At 56.3% G+C, this 18765-nt stretch carries 13 protein-coding genes; 10 read left to right on the top strand and 3 right to left on the bottom strand.

Annotated features, from left to right (window positions below; all coding sequences use genetic code 11):
* Positions 1–143 precede the first annotated feature (143 nt).
* A complete protein-coding gene (locus GN112_RS34885; protein WP_155311423.1) occupies positions 144–5873 on the top strand; it encodes an alpha-2-macroglobulin in 5730 nt (1909 codons plus the stop codon).
* Positions 5870–8200, top strand: coding sequence for a penicillin-binding protein 1C (pbpC, locus tag GN112_RS17645; protein ID WP_155311422.1), 2331 nt, complete (start codon positions 5870–5872; stop codon positions 8198–8200). Before GN112_RS34885 ends, pbpC begins: the two co-directional genes overlap by 4 nt.
* A 96-nt stretch (positions 8201–8296) precedes the next feature.
* Here pbpC and GN112_RS17640 read toward each other — a convergent pair whose 3' ends face one another.
* Together GN112_RS17640 and GN112_RS17635 are read right to left on the bottom strand one after the other, a co-directional pair.
* Positions 8297–8749, bottom strand: coding sequence for a GNAT family N-acetyltransferase (locus GN112_RS17640; protein ID WP_155311421.1), 453 nt, complete (start codon positions 8747–8749; stop codon positions 8297–8299).
* Between the two features lie 274 nt (positions 8750–9023).
* A complete protein-coding gene (locus GN112_RS17635) occupies positions 9024–9866 on the bottom strand; it encodes a class I SAM-dependent methyltransferase (RefSeq protein ID WP_155311420.1) in 843 nt (280 codons plus the stop codon).
* Positions 9867–10565: 699 nt separating this feature from the next.
* Between GN112_RS17635 and GN112_RS17630 the strand changes: the two genes are divergently transcribed.
* The 3 genes from GN112_RS17630 to GN112_RS17620 are packed head-to-tail and all read left to right on the top strand — an operon-like array spanning position 10566 to position 12803.
* Positions 10566–10799 (top strand): hypothetical protein, encoded by a 234-nt coding sequence (locus tag GN112_RS17630; RefSeq protein ID WP_155311419.1) that lies wholly within the window; start codon positions 10566–10568, stop codon positions 10797–10799.
* 13 nt (positions 10800–10812) lie between these two features.
* Positions 10813–12249 carry an IS4 family transposase gene (locus GN112_RS17625; protein WP_197743311.1) on the top strand — a complete coding sequence of 479 codons (1437 nt, stop codon included), beginning with the start codon at positions 10813–10815 and terminating at the stop codon, positions 12247–12249.
* Positions 12250–12269: 20 nt separating this feature from the next.
* Positions 12270–12803 carry a type 2 periplasmic-binding domain-containing protein gene (locus tag GN112_RS17620; protein WP_155311418.1) on the top strand — a complete coding sequence of 178 codons (534 nt, stop codon included), beginning with the start codon at positions 12270–12272 and terminating at the stop codon, positions 12801–12803.
* Here GN112_RS17620 and GN112_RS17615 read toward each other — a convergent pair.
* The gene (locus GN112_RS17615) at positions 12797–14062 is read right to left on the bottom strand and encodes an IS4 family transposase (protein ID WP_155309288.1); all 1266 of its coding nucleotides are present in this window, start codon (positions 14060–14062) and stop codon (positions 12797–12799) included. The two genes, GN112_RS17620 and GN112_RS17615, sit on opposite strands and share 7 nt — an antisense overlap.
* Positions 14063–14165: 103 nt before the next feature.
* On the opposite strand from GN112_RS17615, the gene GN112_RS17610 reads away from it, so the two are divergent.
* The 5 genes from GN112_RS17610 to GN112_RS17590 all read left to right on the top strand — a co-directional run bounded on the left by GN112_RS17610 (position 14166) and on the right by GN112_RS17590 (position 18751).
* Positions 14166–14564, top strand: a complete 399-nt coding sequence (locus GN112_RS17610) for a type 2 periplasmic-binding domain-containing protein (protein WP_155311417.1) — start codon at positions 14166–14168, stop codon at positions 14562–14564.
* A gap of 76 nt (positions 14565–14640) precedes the next feature.
* The gene (locus GN112_RS17605; protein WP_155311416.1) at positions 14641–15126 is read left to right on the top strand and encodes a TRAP transporter small permease; all 486 of its coding nucleotides are present in this window, start codon (positions 14641–14643) and stop codon (positions 15124–15126) included.
* Complete coding sequence (locus GN112_RS17600; protein ID WP_155311415.1) at positions 15126–16430, top strand: TRAP transporter large permease; 1305 nt, start codon at positions 15126–15128, stop codon at positions 16428–16430. Before GN112_RS17605 ends, GN112_RS17600 begins: the two co-directional genes overlap by 1 nt.
* A gap of 134 nt (positions 16431–16564) precedes the next feature.
* Complete coding sequence (locus tag GN112_RS17595) at positions 16565–18151, top strand: benzoate-CoA ligase family protein (RefSeq protein WP_155311414.1); 1587 nt, start codon at positions 16565–16567, stop codon at positions 18149–18151.
* Positions 18152–18436: 285 nt separating this feature from the next.
* Positions 18437–18751, top strand: coding sequence for an ATP-binding cassette domain-containing protein (locus GN112_RS17590; protein ID WP_155311413.1), 315 nt, complete (start codon positions 18437–18439; stop codon positions 18749–18751).
* Positions 18752–18765: the final 14 nt, after the last annotated feature.

Below are 18765 nucleotides of genomic sequence, written 5' to 3'. Positions count from 1 at the left end.
ATCGGGTAGAAAGATTGAAAGATAGTTACATGCGATTGCCCTGGGGCGACCGGCCCTGCCCCTTGTTTCCCGTGGCGCCCTTGTGCGATAGTGACTGTAATCTCGCACCCGGATCACAACCCCTTTTCATATAGGATAAGATCATGCAACGCATCGCCAACATATTGAGATCGCTGTTCGGTCGCCTGACCTATACCGCGCCCCCCTGGATCGCCGGCATCAACGGTTTTCGCCGGCAGCGTCCGGCGATGTTCTGGACGCTCTCAGGTCTCGTTCTCCTGTCGGCCATCGGTATCGGCTACCTGATGACCCTGCCCTCGCCACTGCAGGTGACCGCCCAGATCACACCGCCCGGGCCGCCGGCCGATGTTGAAGATCCGCTTCCCGACCCGCTGGTCGTGCGCTTCGACTATGACCGGGAAAATGACAGACCGGACCGCCCCATTCCCGAAACCGCGCCCAGCGTGGCACGCATCGATCTGATCGGCAAAATCGTGGACGGCATCGGGCTGAATCCCGCCCTGGCCGGCCACTGGCAATGGACGGACGACCGGACCCTGGAATTCATTCCCGAAACGGCCTGGCCCGCCGGCACCCGTTTCACCATCGACTTTCCGCCGTCGATTTTCACCCCCGAGACCCGGCTCAAAAAAGCGGCCGCCCAATTCAGCACGCCATCCTTCCAGGCGACTATCGAGAACCTTGAATTTTATCAGGATCCCGTTCAAGCCGACCAACGCAAGGTCGTCGCCACGATTCTTTTTTCCCATCCCGTGGATGGGTCGGGCCTGGCACCGCACATCACCATGGCCATGCGGCCGTCGGGCGAAGGCATGGATACGCCGCCCCGACCGGTGGATGTAACCGTCACCACCGACAAAACCAGCCGCCGGGCCTACCTCGCCTCCGCGCCGCTGGAACTGCCGGCCCAGGCCAACACCATGCGCCTGACCATCACGCCCGGCATCATGCCGGCCACGGGGGGTACCCCCACCACCGAAAGCCTCTCCGATACGGTGTTGGTGCCCGATCGCTACAGTTTCCTGAAGGTCAGTGAGGCCGATACCCGCATCGTGACCAACGACCAGGGCGATCCCCAGCAGGTGATCAGCCTCGCCTTTACCGATGCCATCGCCCAAAAGGAACTGATGGACAAGCTTTCGGTCCATCTGCTGCCCGAGGTCAACCGGCGGCGCAACAGCCGGCACTGGAACAGTCCCCGGGACGTGGGCGATCAGGAACTGGCCGCCGCCCAGCACCTGACCGTAAAGGCCATTCCCAATCCACGGGATGCCTCGACAAGCTACCATTTTGTGATCGATGCACCGGAAAAGCGCAGCCTGTACCTGCGCATCGATCCCGGCCTGGAATCGGCCAACGGTTTCGTCCAGGCCGGTTTTTTCGATACGGTCCTCTCCGTGCCGGCATATCCGCGCCAGGTCCGGCTGGCCGGCGAAGGCTCCCTGGTCACCGCAGCCGGTCAGCAGCGCCTGGGCATCATGGCCCGGGGTCTGACCGCCCTCAGAACCACGGTCGGCCGCCTGCTGCCCGGTCAACTCACCCACCTGATCACCCAGACCGACGGGGACATCCGCGACCCCGATTTCACCCAGGCCGAGTTTTCGGAAGAAAATATCACCGATATTTCGCGCACCATTCTGACGCTCAAACCCCTTCATCCCAGCCGGGCCAATTATACCGCCCTGGATCTGTCCACCTACCTGGCCGATGGAAACCGGGGATACGGCCTCTTTTTCGTCTCCGTGGAAGGCTGGGATCCGGTGAACAAGCGGCCGGTGGGCGGAACCGCGGACCGCCGCCTGATCCTGATCACCGACCTGGGACTGGTGGTCAAGGACAATGCCGATAACAGCCACGATGTTTTCGTCCAGCGCCTGAGCAGCGGGAAGCCGGTCGAAGGTGCCATGGTCCAACTGCTGGGCAAGAACGGACTGCCCCTCTTCCGCCAGGCCACGGACACCAACGGCCACGCCGCCATGCCCACCACCCGGGATTTCAGAAACGAGCGCCAGCCCAGTGTCTATCTGGTGACCACCGAGGCGGATACCGCCTTCATCCCCTTTGAGGGCCACGCCCGGCAGGTGGACTACTCCCGCTATGACGTGGGCGGGGAATGGGATGACGCGGGCCGGGATGGCCGGTTGAACGCCTTTCTCTTTTCCGATCGGGGAATCTACCGTCCCGGTGAGACCGTTCATCTGGGGATGATCGTCAAGACGGTCCCCCTCGACAACGTGACGGACATCCCCCTGGAGGCAGTCATCCAGGGACCGCGCCACAACACGGTCAAAACCGAACGGGTGACCTTGCCGGCAAAGGGGTTCTTCGAGATCGCCTACCCCACCGACACCACCGCCGACACCGGACGATACCAGGTCTCGCTCTATCTGGTGCGCGACAACCGCCAGCGGGGACGCCTGCTGGGATCGACCGCATTCACGGTGGAGGAGTTCGTGCCCGACACCATGAAAATCAAAAGCACCCTGATGGATGTCCCGCCGCGCGGCTGGACCACAGCGCCCTCACTCACCGCCCGGGTGGTGCTGACCAACCTGTTCGGCACCCCGGCCCAGGATCGCCGGGTGCAGGCCCACATGCGCATCCGGCCGGCGCAGTTCCGCTTCGCCGAATTTGCCGACTACCACTTCTCCGATCCACTGGACGATGCCAGCCGCTCCCCGCTGCACCTGAATGAGGCCCTGGCACCGGCCACCACCGATGCCGACGGCAAGGTGGTCTTCCAGATCCCCCTGGACCGCTTTCGCGAAGGCACCTACCAGCTGAGTTTCTCGGCGGAAGGATTCGATCCGGCCGGCGGGCGCAGTGTGTCGGCCCAAAACGGCACCCTGATCTCCCCGCTGCCCCATCTGGTGGGCTTCAAAACCGACGGCGATCTGGGATTCATCCATGCCGGCAGCGACCGCCAGGTGGCGTGGATCGCCATCGCCCCCGACCTGAAACGGCTAACACTGAGCGGACTGACCCTCACCCGCCTGGAGATCCAGCACCTCTCCACCCTGGTCAAACAACCCAACGGGACCTTCGCCTACCAGACCGTGGACCGCGAGCGCGTTGTCGATCAGAGCCCCTTCACCATTGACGCATCCGGTAGTACAACCCGCCTGCCCACGGCGGATTCCGGCGACTGGGCCATGGAGGTGCACGATCTGGACGGCACCCGGCTGGCCCGGCTGACCTACACCGTGGTGGGCCACGGCAACCTTACCGGACGGCTGGAAAAGGAAGCCGCCCTGCAGGTGCGCCTGGACAAAAGCGACTACCAGGCCGGAGAAACCATCGGGCTGAGCATTACCGCCCCTTACGTGGGCGCCGGTCTGATCACCATCGAAAGCGACCGGGTGCACGCGTTCAAATGGTTCCGCACCACGACCCTGAGCACCCTTGAAACCATACGCCTGCCCGACGATCTGGAGGGCAACGCCTACCTCAACGTGGTCTTTGTGCGCGACACTGCCTCCCGGGAGATCTTCACCAGCCCCTTGAGCACGGCCGTGGTGCCCGTCACCATCGACCGCATCCGCCGCCGGCTGGACGTCGGCCTGCGTGTGGACGAACATGTGCGGCCGGGCCAGGCCATGACCATCGGCTACCAATGCTCACAGAGCGCCCGGGTGGCCGTTTTTGCCGTGGACGAGGGCATTTTGCAGGTGGCCGGCTACCGCCTCCCCCAGCCCCTGGACCATTTCATGAAAAAGCGCGCCCTGCGGGTCACCACCCGGCAAATGCTGGACCTGATCCTGCCCGAGTATGAACTGCTGCGCGAGGCCATGGCCAGCGGCGGCGGGCTCATGCGCAAAGCCCTGGCCGCCAACCTCAATCCCTTTGCGCGCCGGACCGACAAGCCGGCGGTCTTCTGGTCCGGCATCGTCGACGGGGGGCCGGAGGAGCGGACCGTCGATTTTACGGTGCCCGATACCTTTTCCGGCAACCTGGTGGTCATGGCCGTGGCCGTGGCGGAAAACGCCGTGGGCAGCGCCAGCACCGGAACCCTGGTGCGCGGCCCCTTCGTGCTTTCGCCCAGCCTGCCCCTGCAGGCCGCACCCGGAGACGAATTCACTGCAACGGTGGGCGTCTCCAATCTGGTGCAAGGCAGCGGCCCGGAGGCCGTTGTCGAGGTCAGCGTCAGCGCGTCGGACGGTCTGACGATCGTCGGTGAACGCACCCTGCGTCTGACTGTCGGTCAAGGCAGCGAAACGCCGGTGCATTTCACGGTCAGGGCCGGTGATGCGCCTGGCGCGGCCAGCCTGGCCGTCACGGCCCGCCTGGGCGATGAATCCGCTCGCCGCACAGCGGGTCTGAGCATCCGGCCGGCCATGCCCTACCGCACCACCTTTGCCAGCGGGTACGCCGAAAACGGCACCGTTCAGATCCCCCTCTCCCGGCGTCTTTTTCCCCAGCTGGCCGAGCAGCACGCCGCCGCATCGGCCAGCCCCCTGGTGCTGGTGGATGCCCTGAGCGCGTACCTGGCCCATTTCCCCCATGGCTGCACCGAGCAGGTGGTGAGCCAGGTCTTTCCCCTGGTGGGGCTATCCACCCTTCCGGCCTATGCCTCCCGGCGGGCCGAGGTCGAGGCCCACTTTGGCGCGCTGATCGACCGGCTGCGCGAACGCCAGCAGGCAAATGGCGGGTTCAGTTTCTGGCCCGGCAACGCCACGGCGGCGGATTTTCCCAGCGTTTATGCCATGCACTTTCTCATCGATGCCCGCGAGGCCGGTTTTGCCGTGCCCGGCGACATGCTCGGCCGGGGAACGGACTACCTGCGCCAGGTGGCTACCCGGGATACGGAAGAATTGAGCGATGCCCGGGTGCGCGCCCAGGCCATCTACCTCTTGACCCGGCTCGGCGAGACCACCACCAACAGCCTGGTTCGCCTTCAGGAACAGTTGGAACAGACCCACAAGGATCGCTGGCGATCGGATCTGACGGCAATGAGCATGGCCGCCACCTACACGCTGCTCAAGATGGACGACGACGCCCAGCGGCTGGTGGACGGGTACCCCATGGGCAAGGGCCATGACGGGCCGGCGGGCGATTTCGACCGGCCGCTGACCCGTGATGCCCAGGCGCTCTACCTGCTCAGCCGGCATTTTGCCGCCCGGGCCAAAGCCCTGGATGGGGAAACCCTCCTGCGACTGGTCGATCCCATCTTCAGGGGAAAAACCAATACCATCGGGGCCAGCTATACCATCCTGGCCCTGGCCGCCTACAGCCGGCTGAACCTGCCGGCCGGTAGCACAGAGACGATTCGTTTTGATCTGGAAACCGCCGGTGGTGCGAAGCAACCCCTGGAACCCCGGATGAACCCCTTCCCCGTCGCCGTCTACACCGGCGATGCCGGCCGCATGGATATCAGCAGTCCGGGATCGATCTTCTACCTGAACGTTCAGTCGGGGTTTGACCGCAACCTGCCGGATCAACCGCTGAGGTCCGGGCTGGAGATTCACCGCGATTTCGTCAATACGGCCGGCGACGTGGTCGACACCTTCACCCAGGGCGAGGAGGTCACCGTACGCCTACGCATCCGTTCACTGGAGGCCGGGCATGTCAGCAACGTGGCCATCATCGACCTGTTGCCCGGCGGGTTCGAGGTGGTGCGCCGCTCGGTACCGCGAACCGTACAGGGCTGGCGGGCGGATTACGTGGACGTGCGCGAGGACCGGGTGGTCTTTTACGGCAGCGTGGAAAAAAGCGTGCGCGAGCTGACCTACCGGGCCAAGGTGACCGCCCCGGGACGCTTCGCCCGGCCGCCGGCCTTTGCCGAAGCCATGTACGATCCAAACCTCCAGGCGGCCACCGCCGCAGGAACGGTAACGGTCGCCCCGGCCCCATGAAACGCGGGATTGCCGTTGCAGCGGCACTGCTGGCCCTGGCTGCCGCCGCATGGTTGCTTTGCTCCCGACCCGCCCTGGAGGAATACTACCCCCATTCGCGGGCCTACGTCGATACCCATGGCCGCCTGCTGCGCCTGACCCTGGCCGCGGACCAGCGTTACCGGCTGTTCTGTCCTTTGGAGCAGATCGCGCCGAACCTGATCGACGCCACCTTATTGTACGAAGACAAGGATTTCTACCACCATCCGGGGGTGGACATCTTGGCCCTGGCGCGGGCCTTCTGGACCACCTACATCACCCGGTCCCGCCGCGTGGGCGCATCCACCATTGCCATGCAGGTGGCCCGGCTGCGCTGGCGGATCCGCACCAATACCATCGCCGGTAAGCTGCGGCAGATTCTGCGTGCCCTGCAGTTGACCCGCCACTACCCCAAAGCGCGTATTCTGGAAGCCTATCTGAACCTGGCCCCGTACGGCGGCAACATCGAAGGCATCCAGGCGGCCAGCCTGGTCTATTTCAACAAATCCGCCGACCGGCTGACCGTCCCCGAAGCCCTCAGCCTGGCCGTGGTGCCCCAGAATCCGGTTCAGCGCAACCCGGCCCGCCCCAAGGGATTCGACCATCTGCAGGCCGCCAGGAAGCACCTGTTCGCCCGCTGGATTGAAACCCATCCCCGGGATCGGCAGCTGACGGCATTTTTCGACCGCCCCCTGGCCGTGCGCCCGCCCGCCGGGTTGCCCTTTGCTGCCCCCCATCTAATCGACTATCTCGAAGCCACCCCCCCCGGGTCAACCAATGGCCGCGTTCCCACCACCCTGGATCTTAACCGCCAGTTGACCATGCAAGCGGTCATCCGCAATCATGTGGCCCGGCGCGCCGCAGAGGGTATCACCAACGCCGCCGCCCTGGCCCTGGACACCCGCAGCATGACGCTGACGGCGCTGGCGGGATCGGCGGATTTCTTCAACCCGCGCATCCAGGGTCAGGTCAACGGCGCCACGGCCCGGCGCTCGCCCGGATCGGCCTTGAAGCCCTTCGTTTACGCCCTGGCCATGGACCAGGGGCTGATTCACCCCATGAGCCTGATGAAGGATTCCCCCCGGCGTTACGGCGGGTTCACTCCGGAAAATTTCGATCAGCGCTTCCTGGGTCCGGTGTCCGCCCACGACGCCCTGATCCTGAGTCGCAACCTGCCGGCCGCCAACCTGCAGGCCCGGCTGGGGGAACCCGGATTTTACGGGCTGCTCCAACGGGCCGGCATCGGTGAATTGCGGCCGGCAGCGCATTACGGCCTGGCCCTCTGCCTGGGCGGGGTGGAGGTGACCATGCTGGAACTTGCCGGACTGTATGCGGCCCTGGCCAACGGCGGCCGGCTGCAGCCGATCCGCATGGTCAAGGGTGAAATGGCGGCACCCTCGGGAATCCGGATTCTGAGCCCGGAGGCCAGTTTCCTGACCCTGGACATACTCAAGGACAACCCGCCGCCCAGCAGTCACCGACAGCCTCTGGCTACCATCCAGGGCAACGAGGTGGCCTGGAAAACCGGTACCTCCCACGGATTTCGGGATGCCTGGGCCATCGGGGTGAGTAGGGATATGGTGATCGCCGTTTGGGTGGGCAACTTCAACGGGAAGGGCAACCGTGCGTTTGTGGGCCGGTCGGCCGCCGGACCGCTGCTGTTCGATCTCCTGGCGGCCCTGGTGCCCGAACGGGGCTGGCGGGTGGCCGACACAATGAATTTCTCACAACTGAATCTGAAACAGATCGAGGTGTGCGCGACCACCGGTGAACTTCCCGGCCACCACTGCCTGCACACCAAAAAGAGCTGGTTCATCCCCGGCATCTCGCCCATCCGGGTCTGCACGGTTCACCGGGCCGTGCCCATCGACCGGGCCACCGGCCTGCGGGCCTGCCGTTACGAACCGGGCCATACGCCCCTGGCGGTCTTCGACTTCTGGCCCTCGGATCTTCTGGCTGTTTTCCGCATGGCCGGGGTCTCGCTGAAAACGCCCCCGCCCTTTGGCAAGGCCTGTGATCTCGACCGGCGCGCCGGCGCCGGCCAGCCGCCGGTGGTCACCTCTCCCCAGGCCGAACTGGTCTATGCCCTGCAAAGCGACCGGGCCACCCACCGGCAGATCCCTTTTACAGCGGTTGCCGATGGGGATGTGAGGCGGCTCTATTGGTTCGTGGATAACAGCTACGTCGGCAACAGTGCGTCCCAGCAGCCGCTCATGTGGACCGCCCGAAGCGGAAAATTTGACGTTCGTGTGGTGGACGATCACGGCCGGGCGGGCCATACTACCGTCAGCGTGCAGATGGTCCGGTAAGCGTGTGCCCGCCGGGCCGATGAAGGGTGGGATATCAGGGCAAGCGGACCATGCGGCATCCGATCACCCGGCCGCGGTAGTTCTCAATCTTGGCCATCAAATGGTCCGTTCCAGGTTGATCGTCTTTGAAGGGCTGAATTCCATTGATCCGAAGAAGCGGACCAGTTTGGCATCATCCCAGTTGACCAGGGTATTGATTTTGTTCACCCCCAGCCGCTTCAGGTGATCGATGAATTCTCTGACCAATTGATCGCCGATCCCCTGGCGCTGGTAATCGGGATCGACGCCGAGGGTATCCAGGGTGGCCTCGGACTGGAAAATGCCATATTCACCCATAAACAGTTCACCCATCACAAAGCCCACCACTTTTCCACCCTCATCTTCGGCAACGAGCGAGGTGGGAATGTAGTCCCTGGATTCGAACAGTTTTTCAAATTTTGTGCGATAGTACTCGGGCCGTGAGACATTGAGCACTTTCGTGTCAATGGCAACTATCGCGTCAAAATCATTGGCCGTCATCATCCGATATTGGATGGCATTGTTCGTCATGGAGCCTCCTCTCTTTGGGTTTATATTTTTCAACCGAAAACGATACGTTGGCCGTACAGAGCATTGTTTATCGGAAGAGCACTTCAAGAGAACAGGAGACACAAATTAAAAGAGAAGGGGGGACGCTTGCCAGCTGCCACTGCAGACGCTGCGGGTCGCGTTGATGATTAATTGTCCATGGGTTTCATTTTTCTGTCAACATTTAAAAGCTGCCCGGGCAATGGCACCACTGCAAATCGGACGGATCATGATGGCATTCGTATGAACGCCGCCTTCATCGGGAAACATTCCAGCGGATCAGCCCCGACCGGTTGCCTGCGGGCCAGACGTATCTGCCGTTCTCCCTGGCCAGGGATTTCTCCAGCAGGGACCGCAAAAACCGGTCATGGGACGGATCGTCCAGAAGGGTTAAGCGCCGTTTGACCTCGCCGAGGGCCTCGTCAATGGAATCGTGCGACCAGGGATCCCAGCCGCCCTCGGCTTCCATGATCACATCGGGGTATATCCCCATCTGCATCAAGGCGTTATAGGCCACTTGAAACGTCGGGCTGTCGTAAGGCTGGCCCCATATCTTTGTTGCGGCCCGGGCCATGATCGTATCGGTGTACAGGACACGCATCAACAGAAAGCAGGTCTGCCGGGTGACCCGGATCATCTTCTCCACAAAGGCGCGGAAGTCGGCAACCCCGTACATGGAATGCGAGGCAAACGAGAAGTCATGGGCATCGACGTCGACGTCCGGCCAGCTGCCCTGAACGATGGTGACATTGGTGACGTTCCCGGCAGCCAGTTTTTCTTCCATCACCGCACACATGGCTTCGGATGGGTCCATGGCCGTGACCCGGGCGGCATGGCGGGCCATGAGCAGGGCCCAGGAACCGGTGCCGGCCCCGATATCCAACACCGTCGAATCGGGATGGCGCGTTAATGTCGCCAGCAGGCAATCCCTGGAGGCGTTTGGCCTGGACCAGCGTTTTTTCGCCATGCCATCGAAGCTGCGGGCGCGGTCCTTCCATGGGTCCTGCTTCTCATTTTTCGGTTTCCCTTCACGCCAGCAACGCTTCTTGACCGCTGAAAGCTGTTCCCACAACAAGAGCCAATCGGTCACCTTCTCCATACCACCTTCCTTTTTCCAATCGAATTATTTTTTCTTTTTGCTCCAAGCGCGTGAAGCTATCGTTTTTCCATCGTCGGCCGATCGCCAACGCCAGGCTTCGCCACCAGCGCCACCACCGGGCAAGTCGCCACACAGGCCGGGCAGGCACGGCAGCCGATCGGCCGCACCGTATCCGTCGCACGCTGGAATGTCAATGTGCCGGGCCGTCAATCCATTGTATGAAATCCGCTGACGGAGAAAAGAATGATCCCGAATTATTGCCTTGACAGGGTGGAGTTTTCGACGATATGAACAAAGCAGGGGTCCGAAAGGCAACACCATGTTTCACAATGTGGAACATCTGAGGTCGTCCATCGCACCAATAGTTTAATCCGTATTAACATAGAGCAACATCAATCTGATCGTTGAGTTTTGTTTCATCGACAGAAATTTTTTTCCATTTAAAATGAATGATATTTAGAATATATTTTAACTGACAACAAATTCAAATTAATCAAATTATGTTTGCATGGACAAACTTTATCCATCATCAGAACAGGAGAGAAGCATCGGTCGTGTCGGTAGGCCCTTTTTTCCATCCGGGAAACCGCTTGATCCAAAAAAGTCGCTCAGGCATCGTCACACACCGATATCATTTCAATCGACTGTGGCGTCAGGATCACCATTGGCAATTCAAGTTGATTTACAAAGGAGGAGTGAATGAGAACAAAATCCGTCATTTTTCTGTCCATCATCCTGATTATCGGCTTTTCTGCAGGCGCCGTATCCGCAAAAATCAAGCTCACTTACAACAATTACTTTCCGCCAACCCATATGACCTCCAAAATGTCAGCAGAGTGGTGCAAGGAAATTGAGAAACGCACCAACGGCGAGGTTAAGATTCAACACCAGCCCTTTCAAGGTAGCACTAAAAGACCATTCATAACTGGATGAACTTATTAAATAAATGCTGGACAAACCCACCCCCAAAATATACAGTAAAAAAGAAAAACTGTATTATTTGGGAGGTGACATCATGTTGAGTCCTGTTTTTACGCCGTTCATCAAGAATTCTCCGATTTCTGTCATGGCTCGTGGTTTGATGGAGAAGGTACTGAATCCTGAGCAATTGGACGAATGGTTCGAGAACACCGCTAAAGAACAATACACAAGGGACCTTTTGTTTTCGACGCTTTTTTACCTGATGAGCCAGGTCGTTCAGGGAAGCCAGCGATCAATTCACGCAGCCTTCCAGGCTTCAAAAGAGGATATTGCCGTTTCAGTTACCTCAATCTACAATAAGTTGAACGGCATGGAACCAAGTACATCGGCAGCTTTGGTCCGATATGCCGCCGAGCAGGTGGAACCTATTATTCAAAGATTGTTGGGTAAACAAAACTCCCCTTTGCCTGGCAAACGAATCAAACTGCTTGATGGCAACTGTATCGAAAAGAGCCATCACCGAATCAAAGAGTTGCGGTCCATAGCCTCAGGTCCTCTTCCGGGGAAATCATTGGTTGTGTACGATTCGATGTTGCACCTGCCCATCGATGTGTTTCCTTGCGAAGACGGCCATGCGCAAGAACGCTCATTATTGAAAACGGTGCTTGAAACTATTGTTGCCGATGATGTTTGGGTTGCCGATCGCAATTTCTGCGTGGTTGAATTCACCTGCGGCATCGATAAGCGGGATGCGTGGTTCATTATCCGTGAGCATGGGAATTATCCTCTCGAGCTAATTGGAAAGGAAAAATATATCGGCAAAATCGAAACAGGAACCGTATACGAGCAACCCATCCGGGTTCGTGATGAAGCTGGCGAAGAGCACGCCTTCAGGCGGATTCGCGTGAAGCTGAAGGGTGAAACCCGTGATGGTGATACCGAGATTTTCATCATCACGAATCTATCAAAGAGCGCAGCAAACGCTAAAACAGTTGCCCGGTTGTATCGGGATCGATGGACCATCGAAACGGCCTTTCAGCGTCTCGCTGAATATTTAAACTCTGAAATTAATGCATTGGGCTATCCTCGTGCCGCTCTTTTCGGTTTTTGCGTTGCTCTGGTCGCCTATATCAGCATGTCCGTTGTAAAAGCAGCACTGGGCAGTGTTCACGGTGTCGATTTCATAGAACGGAACGTATCTGGTTATTACATCGCCAATGAAATCGAAGGCGTCTACCAAGGGATGATGATCGTTATCGAAAGCGACCATTGGGTCGTTTTTAGAGACATGCCAGAAAGTGATCTGGTTCGGTTGCTTGAAGAATTAGCTGGCAACGTAAAATTATCAAAGTACCAGAAGCATCCTCGAGGTCCCAAAAAGCCCAAACCGAAGCGGGTTGCGATGAAAAACAAGCCACATGTTTCAACCGCGAAAATACTCGCTGAGAGAAAGAAGTCATAGTACTACCTTGAAAGGGCTGGATTCAACACTTAGCCGGTGGCCAGTTGTTGAAGGCCAACAAGGTTTTTGAAGGGGTGGTCAAGGGAATCGCCGACATCGGTTTCAGCAATCTGGCCTATACCCGCGGCCGGTTCCAGGAGATGGAAATTTGCGACCTGCCTCTGGGGATGCCTTCGGGATGGGTTTCGACACATGTGGCTGAGGACTTTTACCGCAAATATCAACCCAAGGAGTTCAACAAGGCCAAGATCCTCTATTTTTCAGCCTGCGGCCCGAACCTGATCTCCACCACCGAGAAACCGGTTTACACCCTGGAGGATCTCAAGGGCCAGACGCTGAGAGCCACCGGCCGGATTGCCGATACGGCAGCGGCCCTGGGGGCCACCTCACGCCCCATGGGAATTGGCGAGACCTATGAGTCGGTCAAGCGCAACGTCATTTCCGGCGTGATGCTGCCCCTGGAAACGATGAAAGGGTTCCGCCTGGGTGAATTGCTCAAGTACTGTACGGCCAACTGGCAGGTCGGCAACAATACTGTTCGGCACAGTCATTGATAAGAGTATTGAGCAATAACTTTGGCGATATTCACATCAAATATTTCTAACAAATTATTTTTTACTGCTAATAACCAGTGAAGACCAATTTTATAAAACTGTTTTAATTTTTCTCCAAGAAGAGTTACTAACCCGCAAACATATGGTCTTTTTGCATTTGAATTGGAGCATGAAGATGAAGTTAGCAAGGTTTCGTTCTTATTATTTTCTTCAGATTCATGCTCATCTTTTTCATTTTCTCTGCTTATTATTTCCGTATCTTGTTTGAATGATAATAACAATAGATAAGCAATCATATACAAGTAGAATTGTATCTGTACGCCATGAGGAGATTGGCTCATTAAGTGAATTCCCTTGAAGGTTCTTTTTATGAAGCGAAAAAAAAGTTCCACTTGCCACCTGTAAGCGTAAAGCATTATAATTTCGTAAGTTGTCAAATCATTTCTGTTTGTGATCAAAATGTAGTTTTCGCCCATAGCCGTAAAGCTAACAATACGATAACTTGCTTTGTTTTCATCGCTATTGAATATTATATTTGAATCTGTGATGTCACTGAAAAATTTCAAGAATGTATCCGGTACGGTGGCAGTGAGACACTCTTTTACAGTGTACGTCATATTCGACTTTCCGCGAATAATAAAAAATGCATTGCTGTCGGATATCTGCTTGAACAGATTGAAAGCGATATAGCCTCGATCACAGACATATGTAATGCCTTCGCGAAGAATTTGCTTAACAAATTCTTTTTCGGAAAAGTTACCTTCCGTACTGATAAATTCGGTTGGAATCATTCGGTTGAGTTCAAAAGATAAATGCATTTTGATCGCATTAGCGGTTTTCTTGTAACAAGCCCATGCCATATTGGAAATGGCCGGAAAAAGCGAACCATCTACAATTAGCATTTTTCCAAGATGACTGATTTCCGGAATTTTATGCAAATCCAATTCTTTTACCAACTGATGGAATATATCTTTAAATATTTCTGGGGGATAACGATTAAACGCTTCATTATACATAGACTTCGATGCGACGACCAATCCTAATGCCTTAGCAGTTGGTGATGTTTTGATCTCAGTGACGATTTGTCCAACGCTTTTAATTCTGGTTATTATTCCAAAAAGCAAATTTGTGGTGAACGATGATAATGAAAGCTTGTAAGTGTCCAAATCATTATGGAGACTATTTTGAGTAACCTCAATCAATGGTAGCACCGGTGATAGAATTGTTTGAAAAACATTTTTGTCGATGTGTTCGCTCATGGAGACCTCCTGGTTAATTAATTGTACCCACCATGATTAAAACACAAAGCGATCTTTTTGTCCAGCGCTATTTTTTATTTTAATAACAAGATGTTACGGCAATATGTATGCCGAACGGTATTGGGTCGGCAATGTCTATACCTTTTATGCGGTCATGAACAAAGACAAGTGGGACAAGCTGCCGGAGAATATTAAGAACGTGTTCGAAGAGGTCAACAGCGAATTTATCGAGAAGATGGCCCAGGGATGGAATCAGATCGACCTCGCCGGTACCGAATTTTTTAAAAGCAAGGGCGGCAAGGTCATCCAGCTTTCCGATGCCGAAGCGGAAAAGTGGAACAACGCTGTGGAACCGGTCATCGACGCCTATTGCCAGGAAATGGAAAAGGTCGGCCTGAGCACCGCTGAAATCAAAGACCGTATCGCCTTCATCAAGAAAACCAGGGACGAGTATGCCAAAATCCAGGCGGACAAGGGTATTCCCATGCCGTATGCGGAATAAAAATGGGCGTTATCAAGCCTTTTGATCCGCGTCCGGGGAAAACACCCCGGACGCACCCTCTCTCAAGGGAGCATGTATGCAAATGATTCGTGAATGGGCGAACCGATTAAGTACGTGGGGAGAATGGGTTGGCGTTGTCGGTATCATCGTTATGGTTGCCGTAACGTGTACGGATGTTATTGGTGCCAAACTGTTTCTCATGCCGGTTCCCGGATATATCGAGGTCGTCAGTCTGGTGCAGGTGGCCACGATCGTTTTTGCCATAGCGGCCACCCAGCGTCACGGCGGGCATATCAGCGTGGAGATGTTTGTCGACATTCTTCCCCGACGGATGCGCTCAATCGTAAAGGCCCTGACCTCCTTATTGTGCTTGGTGCTGTTTGTACTGCTGATTTATGAAGGCATCGGCCTGGGTAACGAATATCTTGAAGCCGGCGAAGTCACGGCCACCGTTCAGCTGCCGTTTTATCCCTTTGCCTATGCATTTTCAGTGGCGCTGATCCCGGTTGCGCTGATGGTGCTGGTGGATTTCTGTGTTGCGATAAAGGAGGCCCTGTCCTAATGGATCCGGTACTGACTGGTTTGGTTGGAATTGTTCTTCTGTTATTGCTCTTCACCCTTAATATGCCGGTCTCCTTTGCCATGGCTTTTGTCGGCTTTACCGGTTTTGGCTATCTGGTGAGTTGGGAAGCGGCAGTATCACTGTTAATTCGGGATATTTTTGCTCAGTTGTCAAGCTACCCGCTCAATGTGATCGTACTGTTTGTATTAATGGGGTCCTTTGCGTTTGCCTCGGGCATGAGCAGTCGGTTATATGAATCGGCCTATAAAATTGCCGGTAAAATGCCGGCCGGTCTGGCCGTGGCCACCATCCTGGCCTGCAGCGGATTTGCCGCCATTTGCGGGTCGACCGCCGCCACGGTGGCAACCATCGGACGCGTGGCACTTCCCGAAATGCGCCGCTTCGGCTACAATCATCGGCTGGCCACCGGTTGTATCGCCTCGGCCGGTGTCATCGGGATCCTGATCCCCCCTTCGACCATTTTCATCGTATACGGGATTCTTACGGAACAATCCATCGGCTCCCTGTTCGCCGCCGGCATTGTCCCCGGGGTAGTCCTGACACTCTTTTTCGTCCTCACCGTCTTCTTCATTGCATTTAAAAACAAAGAGATCGCACCCAGCGGCAAAGCAACCACCATCGGTGAGAAATTGAAGGCCCTTTGGCGCATCGCCGATATTTTCTTGCTGTTCGGCCTGTCCATCGGCGGGTTGTTTCTGGGGTGGTACAGTCCCAACCAGGCCGCCGGTGTGGGGGCAGCCGGGGCCTTGCTGATCGGTCTGGCCCACCGCCAACTGACCTGGCAAAAATTCATCAACGCATCCAAAGAGGGACTGCGGACAGCCTGTATGATCATGATGCTGATCGCCGGCGCATCGGTTTTCGGCAAATTCATGGCGGTCACGACCATTCCGGCGCAACTCTCCACGTGGGTGAGCGGTTTGCCGCTGCCCTCCATGGGAATTATGGCCCTGATCTGTGTGATGTTTTTTGTGGGTGGCTGTTTTCTGGATGCCATGGCGTTGATCATGCTCACGATTCCGATCATCTATCCGGTGGTTCTTGATCTGAACTACGATCCGGTATGGTTCGGTGTCGTTATCGTTCTGACCAGTCAAATCGCCGTTGTCACCCCACCTGTGGGCGTCAATGTTTACGTGACCAAAGGAATCGTGCCCAATGTCCCCATCGCAGCGATTTTCAGAGGAACGTTTCCTTTTCTCGTGGCGATGTTCATCCTGCTCGTATTTGTACTGATATTTCCGGGTTTGATTCTTTGGTTGCCCAATCTGTTGGCCGCTTAAACCGGCTCCAGGAGTCCATGCATCTTTTTGGATTGCGCGGAATCTGCAGTAGAAAGCGATGCCCGTGAAGCTGAGAAAATCTAAAATTAAGGGTATCATTTTAATTTCATCTGAAGATCGAAAGGGAGGCAGGAATGGTCGCAAATGAATTGGCGTTACATCCCTGGGAAACGGATTTCACTTTACCGGAAACGTTTAACATGGTCAGTTTGCTGCTGGAACGGCACCTGACCGGCAGCCAGGCCGACCGAACCGCCATTATCTACCGGGACAACGAGGTGACCTACCGGCAACTGGGTCGCATGACCAATCAATTCGGCAACGTCCTGGCCAACCAGGGGATCAAACCGGGGGATCGGGTGGTCATTCTGCTGAACGATTCTCCCGAATATTTCGCCGTTTATCTGGGCGCGATGAAAATGGGCGCCGTACCGGTTCCCATCAACATGCTGGCCACCGTCAAGGACCTCGAATTTTTCATCCGCGACAGCGAGGCGGCGGCCGTGGTCATGGAGCCGGACATCTATGCGCATCTGAAGGATTGCCTGCCAGAGATCCCGGGAATCAAAACCCTTTTGATCAAAGGTGAGGCGGCAACCGGGACCGTCGAACTGGGCCAGCTGATCAACGACGCCTCCGACCAGCTTGACGTCTACCCGACATCCAAAATGGACCACTCCTACTGGCTGTACACATCCGGAACCACCGGACTGCCCAAAGGCGTCATTCACCTGCACAAGGACCTGGTTTATGCGGTGGAGACCTGGGGGCGACATGTGGTCGATTTTACACCGGACGATCGCGTTTTCTGCTCGTCCAAGCTGTACTTCTCCTACGGTTTGAATTTTGCTATGTATCTTCCTTTGTACTATGGCGCTTCGGTCGTTATCAACCCGGATCGTCCGCTGCCGGAAACCATTTTGGGCATGATCGAAAAATATCGTCCCAGCGGTCTCTTCTCTGTCCCCACCGCCTACGGGCAGCAGCTCAACTATCTTGAAGCCGCCGAAAAGAAGCCTGATTTGAGCAGCCTGAGGTTCTGTATTTCAGCCGGCGAGGCCCTTCCCGGCTCGCTCCTGAAACGGTGGCGCGAAAGGTTCGGCATTGACATCCTGGATGGACTGGGATCTTCGGAAGTCAGCTTGATTTTTATCTGCAACCGCCCCGGCAAAGTGCGCGAAAACGCCAGCGGGCTGCCGCTTCCGGGTTATGCCGTCGAGGTACGGGATGAACTGGGGAAAGTACTGCCCGCCAACGAACTGGGAGAATTGTGGGTTAAGAGCAACACCTTGTTTGATGCCTATTGGAAAAACCCGGAAAAGACCGCCGAGACCCTGGTCGATGGCTGGATGAAAACCGGGGACATGGGGCATCTGGACGAGGACGGCTATTTCTTCTATTCCGCGCGGGCCAACGACACAATGAAAGTCAGCGGGATCTGGGTCTCCCCGCTTGAGGTGGAGGATGCCCTGCTCAGCCACCCGGCCGTGGCCGAATGTGCCGTGGTGGGAGTAGAAGATGACATGGGATTGATCAAACCCAAAGCGTTCATCAATTTGAAAGACGGTTATCAACCCGGAGATGAGATCGCCGGTGAGCTGAAAGTCTACGTCAAACAGAAACTGGCCCCCCATAAATACCCGCGCATTATCGAGTTTGTGGATGAACTGCCCAAAACGGCGACGGGGAAAATCCAGCGCTACAAACTCCGGCAATCATAACCCGATCAACAAAAATCATTTCGGGGCGACCGCCGGGCTCGGCGGTCGCCCTTTTTGTTTCGAAACCGTTGCCTCCCTCATAAAAACCCGGGCACCACCACCACCACCACCACCATCAACAATTAAACTTGACGTTTTTAAATTTATTATTGTAAGAGTTCTAATGTCGTTTGCCAACGTCATAGCCATACTGCCCGTAATTAATTTTATAAATTATAAATTAACGTGTATCATATACATACCGACCAAACCCGGCCGATCATCGGCCAGCAGAGGATCTCCACCATGGCGCTATTGGCCATTCACCATCTGGATTTCAAGAATCAACACCTTTTGCTGGATAAGGTCCGGGCCTTGACCGTATCCAAGCGTCTCCTCACCCTCCTCACCCTCCATGATCCCTTTCTTGCCGCCCGATACCGCGATCATCTGGTCATGATGAAAAACGGCCGGGTGCACCGCCATGGAGCCACCCAATCGGTTGTTGACACAAATACCCTTGAATCCATGTATGGCATGAAAATGTCCGTTGAAACCAGCACCGATGGCAACGCTTTCGTTGTCCCGACCACAGACGCCGGTCAATCGGCAATACATTGATCTGTATGTTTAAA

Source organism: Desulfosarcina ovata subsp. ovata (assembly GCF_009689005.1).
GTDB classification, from domain to species: Bacteria; Desulfobacterota; Desulfobacteria; order Desulfobacterales; family Desulfosarcinaceae; genus Desulfosarcina; species Desulfosarcina ovata.
The sequence above is the reverse complement of the archived record's forward strand: the minus strand, read 5'-3'. Positions and strand labels throughout refer to the sequence as shown.

What these genes read in the sequence shown, in the direction of transcription:
- GN112_RS17625 (WP_197743311.1), top strand. Translation starts at nt 10,813, where the DNA reads ATGCTGGACAAACCCACCCCCAAAATATACAGTAAAAAAGAAAAACTG.
- GN112_RS17635 (WP_155311420.1), bottom strand. Translation starts at nt 9,866, where the DNA reads ATGGAGAAGGTGACCGATTGGCTCTTGTTGTGGGAACAGCTTTCAGCG.
- GN112_RS17595 (WP_155311414.1), top strand. Translation starts at nt 16,565, where the DNA reads ATGGTCGCAAATGAATTGGCGTTACATCCCTGGGAAACGGATTTCACT.
- GN112_RS17590 (WP_155311413.1), top strand. Translation starts at nt 18,437, where the DNA reads ATGGCGCTATTGGCCATTCACCATCTGGATTTCAAGAATCAACACCTT.
- GN112_RS17600 (WP_155311415.1), top strand. Translation starts at nt 15,126, where the DNA reads ATGGATCCGGTACTGACTGGTTTGGTTGGAATTGTTCTTCTGTTATTG.
- GN112_RS17615 (WP_155309288.1), bottom strand. Translation starts at nt 14,062, where the DNA reads ATGAGCGAACACATCGACAAAAATGTTTTTCAAACAATTCTATCACCG.
- GN112_RS17630 (WP_155311419.1), top strand. Translation starts at nt 10,566, where the DNA reads ATGAGAACAAAATCCGTCATTTTTCTGTCCATCATCCTGATTATCGGC.
- GN112_RS17640 (WP_155311421.1), bottom strand. Translation starts at nt 8,749, where the DNA reads ATGACGAACAATGCCATCCAATATCGGATGATGACGGCCAATGATTTT.
- pbpC (WP_155311422.1), top strand. Translation starts at nt 5,870, where the DNA reads ATGAAACGCGGGATTGCCGTTGCAGCGGCACTGCTGGCCCTGGCTGCC.
- GN112_RS17605 (WP_155311416.1), top strand. Translation starts at nt 14,641, where the DNA reads ATGCAAATGATTCGTGAATGGGCGAACCGATTAAGTACGTGGGGAGAA.
- GN112_RS34885 (WP_155311423.1), top strand. Translation starts at nt 144, where the DNA reads ATGCAACGCATCGCCAACATATTGAGATCGCTGTTCGGTCGCCTGACC.
- GN112_RS17610 (WP_155311417.1), top strand. Translation starts at nt 14,166, where the DNA reads ATGTATGCCGAACGGTATTGGGTCGGCAATGTCTATACCTTTTATGCG.